16 protein-coding genes and 2 tRNA genes are annotated in these 19,924 nt (G+C 31.3%); 8 read left to right on the forward strand and 10 right to left on the reverse strand.

Features of this window, described 5'->3' with window-relative positions; genetic code table 11:
• Positions 1-398: 398 nt before the first annotated feature.
• The 4 genes from rpsU to EM932_RS10680 all read right to left on the reverse strand — a co-directional run bounded on the left by rpsU (position 399) and on the right by EM932_RS10680 (position 4,670).
• On the reverse strand, positions 399-593 hold the full coding sequence (rpsU, locus tag EM932_RS10665; protein ID WP_135877176.1) for a 30S ribosomal protein S21: 195 nt from the start codon (positions 591-593) through the stop codon (positions 399-401).
• A gap of 193 nt (positions 594-786) precedes the next feature.
• Entirely contained in the window at positions 787-3,477 is a 2,691-nt protein-coding gene (locus EM932_RS10670) for an AsmA family protein (RefSeq protein WP_135877177.1), read from the reverse strand.
• A 124-nt stretch (positions 3,478-3,601) separates the two neighbouring features.
• Positions 3,602-4,306: a queuosine precursor transporter gene (locus tag EM932_RS10675; RefSeq protein ID WP_135877178.1), complete on the reverse strand. Its 705-nt coding sequence runs from the start codon at positions 4,304-4,306 to the stop codon at positions 3,602-3,604.
• Between the two features lie 67 nt (positions 4,307-4,373).
• The gene (locus tag EM932_RS10680) at positions 4,374-4,670 is read right to left on the reverse strand and encodes a GIY-YIG nuclease family protein (RefSeq protein ID WP_135877179.1); all 297 of its coding nucleotides are present in this window, start codon (positions 4,668-4,670) and stop codon (positions 4,374-4,376) included.
• Between the two features lie 195 nt (positions 4,671-4,865).
• Here EM932_RS10680 and folK point away from each other — a divergent pair, with 195 nt between their 5' ends.
• Positions 4,866-5,996, forward strand: a complete 1,131-nt coding sequence (folK, locus tag EM932_RS10685) for a 2-amino-4-hydroxy-6-hydroxymethyldihydropteridine diphosphokinase (protein ID WP_135877180.1) — start codon at positions 4,866-4,868, stop codon at positions 5,994-5,996.
• A gap of 185 nt (positions 5,997-6,181) precedes the next feature.
• On the opposite strand, the gene EM932_RS10690 is transcribed toward folK, so the two are convergent.
• Together EM932_RS10690 and EM932_RS10695 are read right to left on the reverse strand one after the other, a co-directional pair.
• Positions 6,182-6,907, reverse strand: a complete 726-nt coding sequence (locus EM932_RS10690) for a hypothetical protein (RefSeq protein WP_135877181.1) — start codon at positions 6,905-6,907, stop codon at positions 6,182-6,184.
• A gap of 161 nt (positions 6,908-7,068) precedes the next feature.
• The gene (locus tag EM932_RS10695) at positions 7,069-7,497 is read right to left on the reverse strand and encodes a DUF1801 domain-containing protein (RefSeq protein ID WP_135877182.1); all 429 of its coding nucleotides are present in this window, start codon (positions 7,495-7,497) and stop codon (positions 7,069-7,071) included.
• A gap of 357 nt (positions 7,498-7,854) precedes the next feature.
• Here EM932_RS10695 and EM932_RS10700 point away from each other — a divergent pair, with 357 nt between their 5' ends.
• Together EM932_RS10700 and EM932_RS10705 are read left to right on the forward strand one after the other, a co-directional pair.
• Entirely contained in the window at positions 7,855-8,733 is an 879-nt protein-coding gene (locus EM932_RS10700; protein WP_135877183.1) for a hypothetical protein, read from the forward strand.
• A 51-nt stretch (positions 8,734-8,784) separates the two neighbouring features.
• The gene (locus EM932_RS10705) at positions 8,785-10,104 is read left to right on the forward strand and encodes a hypothetical protein (protein WP_135877184.1); all 1,320 of its coding nucleotides are present in this window, start codon (positions 8,785-8,787) and stop codon (positions 10,102-10,104) included.
• 142 nt (positions 10,105-10,246) lie between these two features.
• Here the strand turns inward: EM932_RS10705 and EM932_RS10710 are convergent, their stop codons facing one another.
• Entirely contained in the window at positions 10,247-10,777 is a 531-nt protein-coding gene (locus EM932_RS10710) for an RNA methyltransferase (RefSeq protein WP_135877185.1), read from the reverse strand.
• A 319-nt stretch (positions 10,778-11,096) separates the two neighbouring features.
• Here EM932_RS10710 and mutS point away from each other — a divergent pair, with 319 nt between their 5' ends.
• From mutS to EM932_RS10730, 4 genes are all read left to right on the forward strand, one after another.
• Positions 11,097-13,709, forward strand: a complete 2,613-nt coding sequence (mutS, locus tag EM932_RS10715; protein WP_135877186.1) for a DNA mismatch repair protein MutS — start codon at positions 11,097-11,099, stop codon at positions 13,707-13,709.
• Between the two features lie 117 nt (positions 13,710-13,826).
• A tRNA-Gly gene (locus EM932_RS10720) sits at positions 13,827-13,898 on the forward strand.
• Between the two features lie 26 nt (positions 13,899-13,924).
• A tRNA-Leu gene (locus tag EM932_RS10725) sits at positions 13,925-14,008 on the forward strand.
• 219 nt (positions 14,009-14,227) lie between these two features.
• Positions 14,228-14,443, forward strand: coding sequence for a T9SS type A sorting domain-containing protein (locus tag EM932_RS10730; RefSeq protein WP_135877187.1), 216 nt, complete (start codon positions 14,228-14,230; stop codon positions 14,441-14,443).
• Positions 14,444-14,813: 370 nt separating this feature from the next.
• Here the strand turns inward: EM932_RS10730 and EM932_RS10735 are convergent, their stop codons facing one another.
• The 3 genes from EM932_RS10735 to EM932_RS10745 all read right to left on the reverse strand — a co-directional run bounded on the left by EM932_RS10735 (position 14,814) and on the right by EM932_RS10745 (position 16,632).
• Positions 14,814-15,203 (reverse strand): hypothetical protein, encoded by a 390-nt coding sequence (locus tag EM932_RS10735; protein ID WP_135877188.1) that lies wholly within the window; start codon positions 15,201-15,203, stop codon positions 14,814-14,816.
• A 108-nt stretch (positions 15,204-15,311) separates the two neighbouring features.
• A complete protein-coding gene (locus tag EM932_RS10740) occupies positions 15,312-15,617 on the reverse strand; it encodes a hypothetical protein (RefSeq protein WP_211344280.1) in 306 nt (101 codons plus the stop codon).
• Between the two features lie 154 nt (positions 15,618-15,771).
• Positions 15,772-16,632 (reverse strand): AraC family transcriptional regulator, encoded by an 861-nt coding sequence (locus tag EM932_RS10745; RefSeq protein WP_135877190.1) that lies wholly within the window; start codon positions 16,630-16,632, stop codon positions 15,772-15,774.
• A 212-nt stretch (positions 16,633-16,844) separates the two neighbouring features.
• Between EM932_RS10745 and EM932_RS10750 the strand changes: the two genes are divergently transcribed.
• On the forward strand, positions 16,845-19,919 hold the full coding sequence (locus tag EM932_RS10750) for a SusC/RagA family TonB-linked outer membrane protein (RefSeq protein WP_135877191.1): 3,075 nt from the start codon (positions 16,845-16,847) through the stop codon (positions 19,917-19,919).
• Positions 19,920-19,924: the final 5 nt, after the last annotated feature.

The following is a 19,924-nucleotide window of genomic DNA, read 5'->3' on the forward strand; positions in this document are numbered from 1 at the left end:
CATTTACAGGGCTATTTAGATGAAATCGCTTTCAAGTTCAACAATAAGGGAAAGGATTTGTTCAACCTGCTTATCTGTAAAATAATTCAAGGAAGAAATGAAATTGCCACTTTATAGGAAATCGCCCCTCAAGGGGACAATTTTACCGAGTGAGATTCCTCCCTCGAGGGAGGATTAAGGAGGGTGTTTTTAAATACAAAATACTTTATAAGTCTAGCAATCAGAATTTTACAGCGAAGTTAAATAATTTAAGTTACATCGAACTCGTTAAGTAATAAGTTTTTTTGAAGATGTTATACAATATCAATTCAGATTAATGAAAATATCATCTTGAAATTGTGGCAATAAAAAAGCCACATTTGTTATACACAAATGCGGCTTTTTTATAATAGGGAATTCTAAATATCTTCTTGATCTCTTAAGTTTTGAATATACGCAGCTTTTTGGATTTCGCGACGTCTTTTAACAGATGGCTTTGTGAAAAACTGACCTTCTCTCAAATTTTGCATAACCTTAATATTTCTGTGTTTTCTTTTGTAGCGTTTTAAGGCACGCTCAATATTTTCACCTTCTTTAATAATAATCTTTAGCATGTGTGATTTTTAAATTTATTCGTTTTAGGACTATCCGTAAATACGTTTTTAATACTTTACTTTTTAAAGTATGTCTTAACCATGCTATTTGTTTTCGTTAAATTCATAGAGCTGGCTAGTTACAATAATAACTTTTTTAAATTAACATCCTAATAAAAAAGGAATTATTTAAATAATGTGCAAAAATACGGTTTTATTTTTTGGTGTCAACCTTTTTCTTTCTGCCTCCTAAAAGACCGCCAAGAGCATTTTTTACAGCATCTTCTGTAGTGTTAGTTTTGGTAGAATCTTTTTCTGTTTGATTCTTTTTATTTTTAATAATGCCACTTAAAACATTTTTAACCGAATTATTTTGCTCTTTCTTTATAGAGTCTGTTTTGCTCTTATTGCCACCAATAACACCGCTAATTAAATCTGATACTTTGTCTTTGCCTTTATTGAGTAATTTTTGTTTCTCAATTTCAATAAGTTGATTTGTCAGGTTTTTAACGCCACTTGTTAAATCGGTTGTTACAGAAGGGCTTGTATATGTGCCTCCAATGTTAGCTGTAACGGGAATTATTATGTTTTTTGCTTCCTTATTATCAATTTTTCCAATTAATTGATTAACATCGCTCCCTAAATATTTAGCAGGCACATTAAAAATCGCACTGTATTCTAATTTTTTATCAAAACCATGAGACCCCGAAACATCAATAGTAATATCATCGTATTTTAGTTGGAAAGGTTCAACACTAACTTTTCCATTAGCGAATTCTAACTTTGTTTTAAGGTCTTTCAAGTCTAATTTATCAAAATCTATAAAGCTTAAAGACCCTTCTAGTTTGTTAAATAATTCACTTTTATTCTCATTGACTTTTGAAGTTAATAATTCAGCTAGAGCATCCCCAGAGACACTACTTAATTCAGGAGAAAATTCACTATCTAAATTACCCGCTAAATTAATATCGGTATTTAGTTTTCCTTGAAGTATTTTGGCAATAGGAGCTAGGCTTCTTAATAGTTCTAGCTCTTTAAACGACTGACCTATATCAAAACCATCTATACCTAAATTTAGATTAAAAGTCGGTGTTTCACTTTTTGTGGAAACATTACCGGAAATAGCTAAAGCACCATCAAATAAATTAGAGGTCATATCTTTAAGTGTTGCTCGCTGATCTTTAATTATAAGTGTTCCTTTTAAATTTTTTAAATTTAAATTGTCATAAAGAACAGTTTTTGCATTGGCATTAATAGTACAATTTAAAAATTTTGGAATTTTCAAGGACTCAGCATCACTTGTGGTTTTATTATTTGTTGAGGCGGTTTCATCTTCAGACATGAAATCACTTACCTTAAAAAAGGTAGAATTCACATTGAAATACCCTTGAAGCGTATTATCACTTAATAAAAACCCTAATAGATTTTTAATAGTTCCTGTGGCATTCAAATCGCTATTCCCTGTTCTGGCTTTAAAACTGCTAAGGGAAACTGTTCCTGGGTTAAAAGACATATTAGCTTCAGAAATATGAATCGGATTCACAATGTCTTCCGAAGAAAACACAAAATCACTAATACTAGCAGAACCATTATTTTTTATACGCTCGTAAGCATTTGTTTCGATAGCGTTCATATCGAAAGCAGTATTGATATTCCCTTTTAAAGTACCTGTTAAGGTATTTTCTAATTCAACAGGATACACCTTTGTAATATTTGCTAAGTTTAAAATACCATCAATATTGGCATTAACTAACATATTTTTACTAATATTTTTTAAAGAGGCAGACGATTTAAACATGTCTTCATCAATACTAAAATTAAGCGCTTTAATATCAACATAAGTATCGTCAGCATGTCCTGTAGTATTTTTTATAACTGTATTTATAGTAATGTTTTTAACACGTTTTGGTAAATCAGGGTATTTAAACGATGCATTGTTTGAGGTCAGGCTAATATCTAGCTTAGGAATTGTTGTTTCTGAGCTTAACCCTTTTACAATACCTTTAACTTTAAAGTCACCAGTAGTTTGAACACCTTCAATGTTTTTTGAAAATTCTTCTGGAATGACTGCTAAGAAATTTTTAAAAGAAGTTTCTGGATTTTCAAAAGTAATGTCCATTTCTTGACCATTTTCTAATTGCTGAACATAGCCATGAAACTCCAAAGGTAATTTGTTTATAAGTGCCTTATTATCTTTAAAAGTGTATTTGCTATTAGCTAAATCTAATCCTATTATAGCGTCCAGTTTTACAGGATTATTATTTAAATAGGTGCTGCTATCTATCTTAAAACTAATATTTGCTTCGCTTTTTGTCTCTAATTCTGATGTTTCTGCGGAAAAGATGCCTGTACCTTCATGATTGAGTTCAGATACATAAATAGTCATCTTGGAGGCCTCATCAATATATGCTAAAGCACTGTTATTGATACTGTAATTTTCAATATCAAACGAAAAACTACTTCTCTCTGTTTCTGTTTTGGTTGATGCTTTTTCTTCATCTTTTTTAGCAATGTCAAAATTAGTGTTGCCGAATTTATCTGTTTTAAGAGTGAGCAAAGTTTCGTCTACAGTAATGGAATTTACGATAATGGGATCTCCACCAGACATTTTAAATAATTCTTTAATAGGCATCGTAAGTGTAATGTTTTTGGAGGTTACAAATGTCTCGCCTTTAAAAGGCTCAAAATTAGTAATGACCAAATCACTTACAGAAACATGTGCTTGTGGAAAGCTTATTAAAAAACTTAAACTCACATCGCTAAATTCTACTTGTGCATTTAAGTTGTCATTTATTGATTGCTTTACCATGTCTTTAATTTGCCCTTTAAAAGCAAATGGAATAGCAACTAAGAGTACTAGAATAATGAGTAAAGTAATACTTAATATTTTTAAAGCTTTTTTCATTGTGTAGGTTTTTTTGATTAATAGGCTTGCGGGATGTTGATATAGAATATGTTATGAATATACGTAAAAATGGTATTAGAAAGATGAAACTTGTTTTTATTTAATATTAATTTATTATAAAATTTTAAAGCAAATCAATTTCTTCGTTCACTTTTAATTTAAAACGCTTTCTAAACAAATAAACACCCAAATATAGAAAAGGTGTATCACAAGCAGCAACAAAAACTTTAAATAAAAACCCACTAATTAATAAACCTTTAAAATTCGACCAATCGATGATGCCGAATGAACATAATAAAGTTACAATCGTAAACGTATCTACAAATTGAGAAAACCAGGTAGAGAAATTATTTCGTAGCCAAAGATATTTCCCTTTGGTGAGTCGTTTCCAAAAATGGTAAATCTGAATGTCTACAAACTGTGCGAATAAATAGGTGAGCATGCTTGCAAATACAGCAATGATGGAATTACCAAAAACCGTATTAAACATATCGTTTTTAACGTAAGACCAGCTTGTGGCAGGAACGCTGTCTGCAACCAGTATTATTAAAAGTGAAAAAAGTGAAGCAAAAATACCCGTTACAACAACATCATTAGCACGCTTTTTACCATAAATTTCACTAATTAAATCGGTGATTAAAAAAGTAATCGGGTAGGGTAAAATACCAACAGAGATTTCGAAAAGCTTACTTCCAAAAATTTCAATGTCAACAGGATGCCAATAAAAAAACTTCTGAAAAATGAGGTTTGACACCACCAATGATGTTATAAATAAAGCCCCAAGGAGTATGTAGATACGCTGAGCAGCAAGTTTGTCTTTTAATGTCATAACAGGTTATAAATAAATTTCACTTTGTCAGTTCGAGTGATGCGACGAAGGAGCATTGTATCGAGAACTAAGGTGTGTTGAATTTCTTTTTAGCTAAGTTAGGAAGCTTTTCAAATTCATTTTTAATTAATGCTTCTTTTTTTGCTCTAGACCACTTTTTAATTTGCTTTTCTGTTTGTATGGCTAAATCAACATTTGTGAATTCAGCATAGAACTCCAAACGTATTGGTCGGCGTTTATAAGTGTAACTATCTGCATGTTTTCCTAATTTATGTTCTGTAATACGTCTAGTCAAATTAGATGTTATACCTGTATAATAGCTTTTATCGGAACATTTTAAAATATAAACATAATATATTTTCATATTTATGGAAATAAAGCTTCTCGATACAATTTTTCTTCATTTAGTTTCGAAAAATTACTCGAAGAGACATATTAACTAAGTTCATGTCTATTTGAGTATTTAGAAACTTTAGAAGTGTTTCGAGGTAATTTGTGAATAAATACGTCTCGTAAATATAAACGAATAAAAATTGTTTTAGTTATTTTGCCAATACTTATGATAAAACCAACGACATTTCATATCGCTTTAGGAAGTAATAAAGGAGATAAACTTAAAAACCTCCAAAATGCAGTTGATTTAATACATGTGAGAGCTGGTAATATAAAACTGATTTCTAAAGTATATAAATCGCCTGCTTTTGGATTTGAAAGTGATGATTTTTTTAATGCTTGTTTGGTTTTAGAAAGTTATTTAAAACCTCAAAAATTACTACAGGTTTTATTAACTATTGAAAAGGACTTGGGGCGTACTAGGAAAAACTCTGAAGGTTATGAAGCGCGTATTATTGATTTAGATATTATTTTTGCTGAAGATCGTATTATTGAAACCAATACACTTCAAGTGCCACATCCAGAAATGGAAAAACGAAGGTTTGTATTATTACCACTTCATGATATAGCATCTAAAATAAAGCACCCAAAATTAGATAAACAAGTATCAGTTTTGTTAGAAGAATGTGGAGATGAAAGTGTTTTAGAACCTATTAATATTTGGTTGAAAAACCCAAGAAAGGCCTTTGATTTTTCAAAGTATAATTACATTGCTATTGAAGGTAATATTGGTGCTGGTAAAACCAGTTTGGCAAATAAAATAGCACATGATTTTAATGCGAAACTTATTTTAGAGCGTTTTGCTGATAATCCATTTTTACCTAAATTTTATGAAGACGCTGCGCGGTATTCCTTCCCTTTAGAAATGTCTTTTTTAGCAGATCGCTACCAGCAAATATCGGACGATTTATCTCAGCTAGATTTGTTTAAAGATTTTATTGTAAGTGATTATGATGTGTTTAAATCACTTATTTTTTCAAAAATCACATTGCAGGAAGATGAGTTTAAGTTGTATAGAAAGTTGTTTTATTTAATGTACAAAGAGATAGCAAAACCCGATTTGTATGTCTATTTATATCAGAATACTGAGCGATTACAAGAAAATATTAAAAAACGTGGTCGTGATTACGAACAGAATATTGAAAACGACTACTTAGAAAAAATTAATGCTGGGTACTTAGAGTTTTTAAAATCACAACCTGATTTTAATGTGAAAATCATTGATATTTCGGATAAGGATTTTGTTGAAAACAGATTGGATTATTTGTGGCTTTTGGGAGTGATTTGTAGGGAGTGATTTTTGAGTTGCGCTTATCGGTTTTGTGTATGGCTAGTTGTGGAAAATCAGCTATGATTTTTCACTGTAACCAAAAGATAGCAAATTGCAGCGAATTCCGACTAAGGAATTCAGCCGCAATGAGCTATACAAGTTGTTGGCAAACGTTTTTTACTTTCATATTTTGGACCACGACTATGTCAAAATCAACTATTATAATTATCATGCTGTTTATTAATGATTATAACTATGTCATTAATAGGCTTTGATTTATGTGCTTTATTTAAAGTATTGGCGATTGTCCTATCTTTCTTAATTGTTCCATATTTTGAAGTGTAATCTGCCAATAATTCAGAAGCTTTTGTTAAGGTGTTTTGGTACAATTGATTACTTGATTTCATTTCATTTATTGTTTTCTGGTCATCGTATGATTGCTTTTTCAAGTTGTTTAATTCACTATTTAGGTTGTCATTATCAGCTATATACTCGTCATTAGATTTTATCAAATCAGTTCTCTCCGTATTTATGGACTGAATCTCATTAGCCCATTTATCTTTTATGTTTTTTAATTCGTCTAATAATTTGCCATATTCAGCCGAATCTACTTTGGTTCGCTTATCCACGTATGTGAACTGAAAATTTTTAAATTGAAGTACAATCCAAGAAGTAATTATGTTAAGTATGCCTAAAGCAATTAATGCTACCACTGCTATACCGAATGGTTTCCACACTAAGTTATTGATTCCTAAAAGTTGAAGATTCTCAATGTACTCAATGCGAGTAATGTCTTTTAAGTGTTCTTCATTGATAAAGAAAATCGCAACTAAAATTTTCCAATTATAAGCAATCCATGCTAAAATAAATGTACCAGTAAATGGTTTTTTTGCTCTATCATATAAAGTCGCTTTTACTGATTGAGTAAATTCTTGCATAAATTTTATGTTTTGAGAGTTAATTTAATGTTTGCCAACGTTAAAATATAATTCCGTTTCAATGAATTATATCGATTGATAAGCAAAGTTATAATTTTGTATGTTTAGAATCAAACCAAATTGTATATAAAAAACTACAAATCAGGAAGTTGCTTTGTGTTCTAGATCCCTAACAAAGGCAAATGCTTCACATTATGATATGTTAAAGCCGCAGCAATACATTTTTTTAAGGGCTCTTCAGGAAGTTCTTTATGTAGCTGCAAAATGATAGCTCTTTTACCTTCAAAATCTAGCGTGTTTTTATAAACGGTTCTGAATGTAGAGACCAGCCTGCTAGTACATTGGAAATACATAGCATATTGATCGGGGTTTTTAGAGCTCCAATTTATTCTAATGGTACTACCTTTTTTGGTTAAATAACTTGGTTCTCCCCATTTTAGTGTTTCTTCCAGATTGGTTACTCCTTCTATGTTATTTGCAGTCTCAATAATCAATTCCCGAAGGTTTGTCATTTTCTTTCTAACGGAATCGGGGTAATTATTGAAAATCGATGCAACTCTAGGGTCTGTTTTTACTTCTAAATGTTTCATTCAGTTTTAGTTTCGAAAATATATTATACCCAAACAGGGGACATTGATAAACGAAGTTATGATTTTCAAGCTTTTCAATCAAGTTAAATTATGTTTAAACATATTCAAAAACTTTGTACTCCTGTCATTCCTGTTGTAATGGATTCCGTGTCAAGCACGGAATGACAAAAAATGAATTATTTAAGAATAGAGATGATTAAAACAAAACATTCACTATTTATTAATAACTGAATACCATGGCACAAGCCGTTTAAACCAGAAAACTTGTATTTAAGCGAATTTTTTTGAGGCTATAGAAGGTTAGTATATACATTTGACAGCACCCTCATTTACTGTATTAAACTTAATTTATAATTTATGAAAACTATTTTCATATGGTCGGTTCTTACATTCTTAGCAGTTTGTAATGCGTATTCTCAAGAAAAGCACTACGAATTTAACAGACTCAACACTAGGAAACAAACGTTAAAAGGACAATCTACTTCAGAAATTTATGTTGTCTCTTGTTTAAAAACAGAGGAATCATTAAATCCAGAATATACTAAATTAAAAAGTGAGTTAGAAAAGGTAATCACCGATAGTATTTCTAAAACGGCAGATTATTATAAGGCTCTTGATAGATTTAATGATATATCGACTGTTAAAAGTAAAGTCGTTGCTTTTAACAGCTCAAGTAAGTCTTTCAGAAATAAAGTAACGTTTTTAAAAGAAGCACAAATTCTAGCTTCAAAACATAATATTAAAGATCTTTTTTATTCCGATAACTACATAAATAAAGGTATGAAGGCTGGGTTTTTACTTCTTAGTTTAAATCCTGAGAATATGAAAGCGCATTTAAACAAGATTTTATTGAAATTAGATAATAAAATTGAAGTTCCAGAAAAACCTACTTATGAATCAATTGCTGTTTTAAGAGAGAAATTATCCAATACTAAGAAAACAAAAGATATTAAAAACCTAAAAAATAAAAGGGGTTATGCGTTACAGAATAACATAGTACCTCCTGAAGAGATAACAGGAGATTTCTCGGTTGTAGGCGAATATTTTGTATTAAACAGACCAACCAATAGGTTTTTGAAAGATCAATTAATATCAAAAAAAACTGTTTTAAATTTACGTATAGCTAAAGAGAAATTATACACTAAAGAAGAGCGCGTGTTAATTCAAAATAAGCGAACTAAAGAAATGTATTTGGTGGATAATAGTTTTTTAAATGGCTTTTCTGTTAAAAGTTAAGAAGGTTCTATGAAGTCTAATAAAGAACTATTTTAATAATAAATATGTATCATGAAAAATTTCACTAAAATAATATGGTTGCTAATAGTCGTTTCTGTAAGTGTTAGTGCGCAACAAGAAAGAGGTATAATAGGGGCTAATAATTGGCTCAATGGCTGGACAGAATTTAAGCCGAATACAGTGGGTTACGGAGAAAGCACTCACATATTGACTGGCAATATAACAGAAGATACAACACTTTATAAAGAATATACTTATTTGTTGATAGGAAATGTTTTTGTTACAAATAATGCCATTCTTAGTATAGAACCAGGAACAGTGATTATGGGGGATTCCAAATCGAAAGCAACACTTACTATTACTGTAGGAGCTGCTATAATAGCTGAAGGGACTTTAACCGATCCTATTGTTTTTACTTCAAATAAAACCACCAAAAAAGCAGGAGATTGGGGAGGTATAATAATACTTGGAGATGGGCATACTAACAAATTGGAGAAAAATTCTGGAACTTCTTTTTATGCAGAAATTGAACCCCCAAACTATAAATACACAAATTTTGGAGGAGAAGGCCTAAAAGACAACTCTGGATTTATATCATATGTAAGAGTGGAATATGCAGGAGGAAAAACGAAAAGGTCTCATGTTTCCAATGCCTTATTGTTAGGTGGATTAGGGGCGAAAACTACAATAAATAATGTCATGGTAAGCTATTCTGCGGGCAATTCCTTTAGCGTTATTGGAGGAGAAGCTAACTTGGATAAGATGGTTTCATATAAATCTAATGGAAATGATTATAATTTTAGCTATGGGGCAGTATGTCATATAAATAACTCATTAGCTGTTCGGTCGCCTTATATATCATCTGGTGAATCTAGATGTATTAACGCAGTCTCCTACAATAGTGTTAAAGAGGTCGATTTTACTAAACAGGAAACAGTAGTAATAGCAAAAAACATGACGCTTTTAACTGATACTAAAAACTTAGATTATGAAATTGAAGTAGGTCTGGTAAAGGAATCTATATATATAGGTGAAAATACAAATTTTAAAATTGACAGAAGTGTCATATCTGGTTTTAGTAAAGCAGTAATACTTGATGAAAATATCAAAATTAATGATGCTGGTTTGGCAAGGATACAATTTAAAAATACATGTTTTAACAATTGTAAAGGAACTATTTTTTCAAACTTTAACGATAACAATGAAGATTTAAAAAGTTGGTGCGAAAACTTTTCTTTTTTTAATATCTTCTCTAAAACTAATCCTTCTGAATTATTCATTGATTTAGGCAATGGTAAAAGACCAGATTATCGATTGCTTAAAAACAAAATAATGGCCATGAGTAATGGTTCAAAAATAACTAATAATTAATCGTTGAAAATTCTTGTGTGAATTTTGTGATTAAAATTAGTTAAATATGAGCATGATAGAAACGAATTATAAGGGGCATCATTTTATGTTTATTTGGTATCAAACATAAAAAATCTCTGGATTTTAGCTCCATAGTGTTCTATTAGTTATTCAACTTAGAGAACACATCCCAAACCACAACGCCACAACTCACAGAAATATTTAATGAGTGTTTGGTTCCAAACTGTGGAATCTCAATAACAGTATCGCTAGCACTAACCACATTTTGAGCAACTCCTTTTACTTCATTGCCAAAAATTAAAGCGTAAGTTGTGTTAGCTTCAGGTTTAAAATCATTTAACATGGTAGCGTTTTCAGTTTGTTCAATAGCACATACTTTTATGTTTTTAGCTTGTAATGTTTCAACTAAATCCATCGTATCGTCAACATATTCCCAATCTACCGTATTAGTACTTCCTAAAGCGGTTTTATGAATGTCTTTATGAGGTGGTTTGGCTGTGATACCACAGAGGTAGATTTTTTCAATTAGAAAAGCATCACTGGTTCTAAAAACAGAACCGATATTATTAAGACTTCTAATATTATCTAGGACAATAATGATTGGTGTTTTTTTTACCGATTTAAAATCATCGACACTCAATCGATCCAATTCACTATTTTTTAGTTTGCGCATTGAAAATTATTTTTTTTCATTTCCTCGAAGGAGGAAATCTAATCATTTACATGTCATGGCGAGAAACTTTTTTGTGACGTGGCAATCTGTTTAATGAAACTCAGAAATACTTTCAATAAGATTACTACAGTTGTTCCTCCTTCGTAATGGCATATTGTTAAAATCTTACCATAATTGTAGATAACTTCTAATGTTTCAATTTCAAAAAAAATCAAAATAATACTACATTAGCAATCTTACAATATCTGCAAAAATAACATTTAAAAACCATTTTACCATTGGTAGATTTCCGTCTTCACGGAAATGAAAAAAAGATTAAATGAAGAAAAAATCAAAAAAAGAGACGCCTTTAATGAAGCAATACAATACGATTAAGGCAAAGTATCCAGATGCTTTACTATTGTTTCGTGTTGGCGATTTTTATGAAACTTTTGGAGAAGATGCTGTTAAAACAGCGGGTATTTTAGGTATTATTTTAACCAAACGTGGTGCAGGTAGTGAAAGTGAAACCGAATTAGCTGGTTTCCCGCACCATTCCTTAAATACGTATTTGCCTAAATTGGTTAAGGCAGGCGAACGTGTTGCTATTTGCGATCAGTTAGAAGATCCTAAGCAAACCAAAACAATTGTAAAGCGTGGTGTAACAGAGTTGGTTACTCCAGGAGTTGCATTGAATGATGAGGTTTTGGTATCAAAATCCAATAACTTTTTGTGTTCGGTTTATTTTGATAAAAAATATATAGGTATTTCGTTTTTAGATATTTCTACTGGGGAGTTCTTAACCTCACAAGGTAATGCAGAGTACATAGATAAATTGTTGCAGAATTTCAGACCTAGTGAAGTCTTGGTCTCCAAGAAAAAACGTACCACGTTTAATGAGATGTTTGGAGACGATTTTCATACATTTTATATGGAAGATTGGATCTATCAAACTGATTATGCCTATGAAACATTAATAAAGCATTTTGATACTAAAACATTAAAAGGTTTTGGTATTGAAGATTTGTATGAAGGCATCATAGCATCGGGGTCTATTCTTCATTATTTATCAGAAACGCAGCATAACAAACTACAGCATATTACGTCTATTTCCAGAATCGCGGAAGATGAATATGTGTGGATGGATAAGTTTACCATTAGAAATTTAGAGCTTTATAATTCGACTAATAATAATGCTGTTACACTTTTAAACGTGATTGATAAAACGATTTCGCCTATGGGCGGAAGGTTATTGAAACGTTGGCTGGCATTGCCTTTAAAAAATGTTGAAAAGATCAAACAGCGCCATGAAGTCGTTAGTTTTTTAACTCACGAACATACTGTACTTCAGGAAATTCAAGGTCATATTAAGCATATTGGTGATTTAGAACGACTCATTTCTAAAATAGCAACGGGTAAGGTAAATCCGCGTGAAGTTATTCAGCTTAAGAACTCTTTGGAGGCTATTGTGCCTATAAAATCGTTGGCGTCAAATTGTGAAAATGAATCGCTTAAAGTTATTGGAGATAATCTTCAAGGTTGTGACGTGCTTCGTGAAAAAATTAAAGAAACACTCAATGAAGATGCTCCTGTAAATGTGTTAAAAGGAAATAGTATTGCCCCTGGCTTTTCATCAGAATTAGACGAATTGAGAGATTTATCAAAATCTGGAAAAGACTATTTGGATAATATGTTGGAGCGTGAAAGTGAACGCACAGGCATTACTTCTCTAAAAATAGCTTCAAACAATGTGTTTGGGTATTATATAGAAGTACGCAATACACATAAAGATAAAGTGCCCGAAGAATGGATTAGAAAGCAAACTTTAGTAAGTGCTGAGAGGTACATTACTGAGGAGCTTAAAGAATATGAAGCTAAAATATTAGGAGCAGAAGATAGAATTCAGGCTATTGAGCAACAGTTGTTTGCAGAATTGGTAAGCTGGATGAACTTATATATAAAAGTAGTGCAACAAAATGCCTATTTAGTAGGGCAGTTAGATTGTTTATGCGGATTTTCCCAACTAGCAAAAGACAACAACTATATATATCCTGTTATTGATGATTCTTTTGATTTAGAGATAAAAGATGGTCGTCACCCAGTCATAGAAAAGCAATTACCTATTGGGGAAGCCTATATTGCTAATGATATATTTTTAGATAGGGAAGTCCAACAGATTATTATGATTACGGGACCTAACATGTCTGGTAAGTCAGCAATTTTGCGTCAAACGGCGTTAATCGTGCTTTTAGCTCAAATAGGTAGTTTTGTACCTGCTAATGAAGCGCGTATTGGTTTAGTAGATAAGATTTTTACCAGAGTTGGGGCGAGCGATAATATCTCTATGGGAGAATCGACCTTTATGGTGGAAATGAATGAAACAGCTTCTATTCTGAATAATATATCAGATAGAAGTTTGGTATTGCTTGATGAAATAGGGCGTGGAACAAGTACCTATGATGGTATTTCAATAGCTTGGGCAATTAGTGAATATTTGCATGAGCATCCTGCGAAACCAAAAACGTTGTTCGCAACACATTACCATGAGTTAAATGAAATGACCGAAACGTTTGGTCGTATTAAAAATTTCAACGTATCGGTTAAAGAATTAAAAGATAATGTGCTTTTTTTAAGAAAGCTGGTTGAAGGAGGTAGTGAGCATAGTTTTGGTATTCATGTAGCTAAAATGGCAGGGATGCCACAACAAGTATTACGTCGCGCAAACAAAATTTTAAAGAAATTAGAGAAATCGCATTCCAGTGAAGAATTAACAGATAAGGTTAAATCCATAGACGACGAGATGCAGCTAAGTTTTTTCAATTTAGATGACCCATTATTGGAGAATATTAAAGAAGAAATATTATGTACTGATATTGATACGCTTACACCTGTTGAAGCGTTAATGAAACTCAACGAAATTAAACGAATGTTGGTCAAAAAAAAGCGGGCGTAAAATAAATGGAATTTATTTTACTAAAAGGCTTTGCAATTAATATAAATATTTTAAATTTGCATCCGCAATCACGATTGCATTACCTGCTTGCCGCAGGTAAGTTCATTAAAAATGACTGCGAAAGTAGCTCAGGGGTAGAGCATCACCTTGCCAAGGTGGGGGTCGCGGGTTCAAATCCCGTCTTTCGCTCTGATACTTTCTTAAAATATACCAATGCTGAAGTGGTGGAATTGGTAGACACGTTGGACTTAAAATCCAATGGACATTAGTCCGTGCGGGTTCAAGTCCCGCCTTCAGTACATCATGGGACAAATCAAATAATTATGATTTGTCCCTTTTTTATTCCCTTGTAAATCCCTGTAAATACTAGCATTTTTTAAAAGTATCGAATTAACATCTTTGGTTCGAACCTTGTAATTCTCAAATTGAAATTTTTCAGGAAAGATTGAACCCTATAAATTCAATTACATTTGAATGGTCACAAATTAGTGTGTCTACTTTTTCTTTACAGTGATGATATGGTAAGAGTCCCAGTCATTTCTGGACTAGTAACTAGTAATACGTATACTTTTAAGTTAACCGTAAGTGATGAAATTCTTGATAGCAGTGATGATATAATTTCTAATGTATTTGTTTCTGATAAGTTAAATATGTTTGGTTTTTCTTCTGGAATGTATTTTATTAGAATACCTAGTGATACAAAGGAGACAGTCAAAAAACTTATAGTTAAATAATAAGGGCTATTAACCGCTTTGAATTAATCATTAAAGAAGTATCTCTTAATTCTTTTGTGAAAAAAATAGAAAACCTACCCTATAATTAAAAAACATAAACCTCGAACTTATTATGTAATTAATTATATCAGGATAGGCTTTTCTTCATAGAAGGGGCATTTTTCTTTTCCTTAAATTAATTATTCAATTATTAAGTAAACGATTGCAAACCGTAAAACCCTCTTTTTATTATAAAAATTATTTTATTGCTTTGGTAGTCGGTGATTAAGTGTTGGTTAGGGATAGGATTCCTCAAGACAGACTCTATCAAAAGACTCATTTTCCACACCATCGAAATAGAAGCTATTTTACTTGTTATCATATGGAGTATCTAGTCCTTTTTTTTAGGAAAGGGCTCAATAGGCATTGAAACAGGAGTAGGGAAGAATGTCGGATCAAAACTATCTAGTATTTTTATACTTGACGTGTCTGTGTTTATTCTTAAACGATACTGCTCAAAAAGATCGTTAAAATGCTTTAAATCTATAAGGTTATTATCTAGTTTTCTTATTGTCATTTCGAATAGATTTTTATTTTCATTATCAGCCGTTAATACAATGAGATAATTTTTACTTAATTCGAATAGACCTTGAGAAGTAAAATATTTGATCTTTTCTAAATTACTGGTTATTAGTATTGTATTTATTTTTTCTATAATGGCATTGTGATTTTTTAAAAGTGCACTATAAGAATAAGAATTTTGTATGCGATAAAGATTCATTTTAAAATTCTCATATTTTATTTTACGACCTATATCAAATTCAATACCTCCATCTGGTGTTCTTATAAGAGAGGAATCTTCCCAATCTATACCTATGTTCTCAATTCCCTAGTTAAATTCACTTTGTTTATAGACGGCAGGGTTAATTAAAAATGTAATTTCATTATAAGTATAGTAATCGTTAATATTATGAATCCTTTTTTTGAGATGAACTCTTGTTAATTGGCTAATAGGGAATCCATTATTTTCTAGTTTTTTAGCAACTTTCATAATAAACTTTTGTTCCAAACTAGTAAATTCAGTAATAGCAGGTTTAAGACCTCTAGTAATATTCATAGATGAATTTTTTGATGAATTTTTACCACTAAAGAAAAGTATAAAAACACAAAGATTAATGATAATTTTATATCTCATAAAATTTCTTATTTGTTTTATACTTGATCTCTTTTAGTTTTTTGCAATTCCCTTATTAAATACATTGATTTCTTTCTAATGACTGTTTTTTGATTTGTATGGTTAAATTTCGATAAATAATTTGAGCATTAGATATACGTTTTAACAATCACTTTTATTCTTCTAAATGATTAATATAATTAATTCTGTATTGTTTAGGAGACACCCCGTGCTTTTTTTTAAAAGATCTGTTGAAGTTTGACAAAGTGATAAAACCAGTCATGTATGAAATCTCATTAATAGGGATGTTGGTTTCAGATAATAATTTGGTAACAATAGATAATCTATGATCAAGTAAATATTTTATAAAACTCTGGCCTGTTCTCTTTTTAAAATAGTGACTAAAAGCAGATTCAGACATATTAATCATTTCTGCTAATGTTGTTAGCTTAATCTGCTTGTCATAATTGTTTTCTATGTATTTTGTTACTATTGTAATTCGTCTACTTTCTCTTTTTTGACTGTAATTATTACTGGCAGCACTACTCAGTACTTTTTTGTCTTCAGATTTAGATAAATCATGTAAAATTTCTAAAAATAATAGAAAAGAATCAAAATGATCGGGATCCTTTAGTTTTGAAATTTTTTTAGCAATTTTATTTTTTGTTGGATTTTGTATTGAGATGCCTCTTTTGGATAATTCTAATAATGCCCTTATATCTTTAAAGATAGTATAATCAAGTGTTTTGGATGCTAAGAAGTGCTCTTGAAATTGAATTGTTATAACATTGGCGGTGCTAATAATCTCATTAGATTTCCAGATATGTTTCAATTCTGGACCTAATAATGTTAAATCAACAGATTCACACTCTTCAATAGAGTCACCTACAATTCTTTTTCCTTTAAAATTAGTTATTAAATTTAATTCAAACTCATTATGATAATGTATAGAATAGTCAAATTTCGCATTTTTATGTTTTAAAATGACGAAAGGAGCATTTGATTTTAAAGGTGTTATCTCTTTAATAGTTTTCATTGAGAAGGTTATTTTATTGAAGTATTTGGGATAGTTTAGCAACAAAATTAATAAATATTATTATAATGGCTTATTTTTTAATAATATGATAATGTTTAAATGTTCCCTTGATGAATAAATTCATTATAAGCATAGTTTTAGGTGGAAAAGAGTCATTCTTGAGTATTGAAGTGATTTAATTTTGTCTTAGATAAAACTTTATACCCTAATCTATGAAAAAAATAATAAATAAATCATTTGGAATATTTCTATTGTTTAGTTTATGCGCTGGTTTTTCTTATGCTCAAAAAAAGGTGTCAGGAAAAGTTGTAGACCAATCAGGATTCTCCATTCCTGGAACTTCAATTGTTGAAAAAAATACAACAAATGGTGTCTCAACAGATTTTGATGGTTCTTTTACTTTATATGTTGAAAACGAAAACGCCATTTTAGAAATTTCTTCAATGGGTTTTAAAACTCAAGAAGTACCAGTTTTAAATACATCAACATTTACTATCGTTTTATTAGAAGATATTTCACAATTAGAAGAAGTTGTTGTAATTGGTTATCAAACGGTTAAAAAGAGTGACGTTACAGGAGCTGTTAGTAAAATTAATACCGAGGAATTATCAGAAATACCAGCAAACTCTGTAGAAGAATTATTAGTAGGCCGTGTTTCAGGTTTAATAATTGGAAACCCTTCAGATGATCCCGGCGCGGGATTAAATGTTAGAATCCGTGGAGCAAGTTCGTTTACTGCGACAACACCTTTAATAGTCGTTGATGGATTTCCTTTAGGAGATGCTGGTAATTTAAAACAAATTAACCCTGCAGATATCGTTTCTGTTGAGGTACTAAAAGATGCGTCTGCCGCATCAATCTACGGTTCCAGAGGAGCAAATGGTGTGATTTTAGTAACAACAAGAAGGGGTAAAGAAGGAAAAATGGCTGTTAATTTTACAGGAATCACAACCGTTAGTGATTTTGCTTCAGAATTTGATATCTTCAAGAATCCAGTAAATCTCGCAGTATTAACTGACGAAGGTAGAGTTAATTCAGGTTTGACTCCTATATATGTAGGAGCAGAAGATGTTAATGGTACTTTTTTCCCTTCTATTTCACAAATAAGAGACGGGTATCCAACAACAGATTATGTTGATTATGCTTTTAGAACAACTATTAATAAAAATTACAACGTAAGCATTTATGGAGGCACCGAAAAAACGAAGTATAATTTTGGATTAAACCTAAATACACAAGATGGTGTAGTGAGGAATAACGATTTATCTAAAGTAACGGTTAGTTTTGGAATTGACCAAAAACTTAATGATAAGGTAAGTCTCTCTACAAACATGAATATTTCCAGAGGAAAAAGAAGTGATAATGGTGGGATTTCTTTTGACAGAAATATATTGTTTCCAATTTTTGACGAGAATAATAATTTTTTCAAAGCAAATGATAATGATTTTGCCAACCCAGCAGCACTTACAGAGTTAAGAGTAAATGAAACCAAAACATTAGATTTAATATCTTCCTCTATATTTTTATGGCAAATAAATGATGCTTTAAAGTTTAAATCGCAATTTAACTATAGTTTAGGGTCTTCATTTCAAGAACGCTATTTTCCTGATACATACACACAATTAGGTTTTGAAGGAAATGGTGTGGCATTTAATGATAACTTTCAAAATCAACGTGTCGTAGTCGATGCTTATTTTACTTATAATAAGACGTTTGCAGAAAAACATGCCTTGACTTTATTAGCAGGGTATTCAAGTGAATATTTTGAAGTGAGAACGTCGCAACTTAGAGCTCAGGATTTTGTTAATGGTTCTTTAGGAGCTGGAAATTTAAGTCTAGGGAATGAACAACGTACTTCTAATGACTTTATAGAAACAGCTTTATCTTCTGCAATTTCAAGGCTAAACTATACTTTTGATGATAAAGTGTTATTCACATTTACAGGTCGTTTGGACGGTTCATCAAATTTTGGAGCCAATAATAAATATGCATTTTTTCCATCTGGAGCTATAAGTTGGAAAATGCAAAAAGAGGCCTTTGTAAAGGAAGGTCTGCCATTTGTTAATGAGTTAAAACCAAGGGTGAGTTATGGTATTGTAGGGAACCAAGCAATCGGGCCATTCGAAACATTAAATAGACTAGGAAATGGGCGTTACTTTACAAATGATGGTTTTGTAACTACAATTGGACCAGGCATCATCTCAAATAATGGCATCTTTATAGAGTCAAGAGGTTTAGGTAATCCAGACCTTAGGTGGGAAACAACCAAGGTTTTTAATGTAGGTCTCGATTTTTCTGGATTTCATCGTCGTTTAGATTTCGCTTTCGAATTCTACAATAAAACTACAGACGATTTACTTGTAGATAGTACATTACCACCAACTTCAGGTTTTGATTTTTTAAGAATAAATGCAGGTAAAATTGAAAACAAAGGTATCGAGTTAAGCCTAAATTATGATGTTGTTAGAAAGCAAGATTTTAAAATCTCTACAGGTTTGATATTTAATAGAAATAAAAATAAAGTGTTAAGTATAGGTCCACCAGAAACGACTTCTGTTTTAAGCGATGATTTTGGTAATCAATATAGATTTACTGGTACTAATTTTAGAGATCAGTACAGATCAAACATTAATGTCTTCGCTATAAACCACCCCGTAAATGTGTTTTATGGTGCTGTAGTTAGAGGGATCGTTCAGAGTGAGGCAGAAGGACTGTTTAATGGCCTTACGGGAGCAGCTGCTCAACCAGGAGAATTTTTGTATGAAGATATAAATGGAGATGGGCAAATAGACCCTTTTGGAGCAGATAGAACCATCATTGGAGACCCGAACCCAGATTTTTCAGCTAGTTTCACTTTAGATGCATCATATAAAAACTGGGAACTGTCAGCCTTATTTAATGGATCGTTTGGAGGTGATGTAGTAAACATGAATAAATTTAGTACAGGAGCTGGAGGCGGACAAGTAAGCAACCTTTTACAGCGATGGTCACCAGATAATCGTTCTACAGCCTATCCATCTTTAAGAGATAATAGAAATGTAGCATTCTCAGATTGGTGGATCGAAGACGGAAGTTTTGTAAGGATCCAAAATGTTAGACTAGGTTACAATTTAGGTATTAAGAATATAAGATGTATCGATAATGCTAAGATTTATTTTAGTGGAGATAATTTATATAATTTCACTAATTACAGCGGTATAGACCCCGAAGTCAATTTGCAGGGTACAGATCAAAATAGAGTACCAAGGTTAAGAAGATTCTCATTAGGTTTAGATATAACATTTTAGAAAAT

The organism is Flavivirga rizhaonensis (genome assembly GCF_004791695.1).
Lineage (GTDB): Bacteria > Bacteroidota > Bacteroidia > Flavobacteriales > Flavobacteriaceae > Flavivirga > Flavivirga rizhaonensis.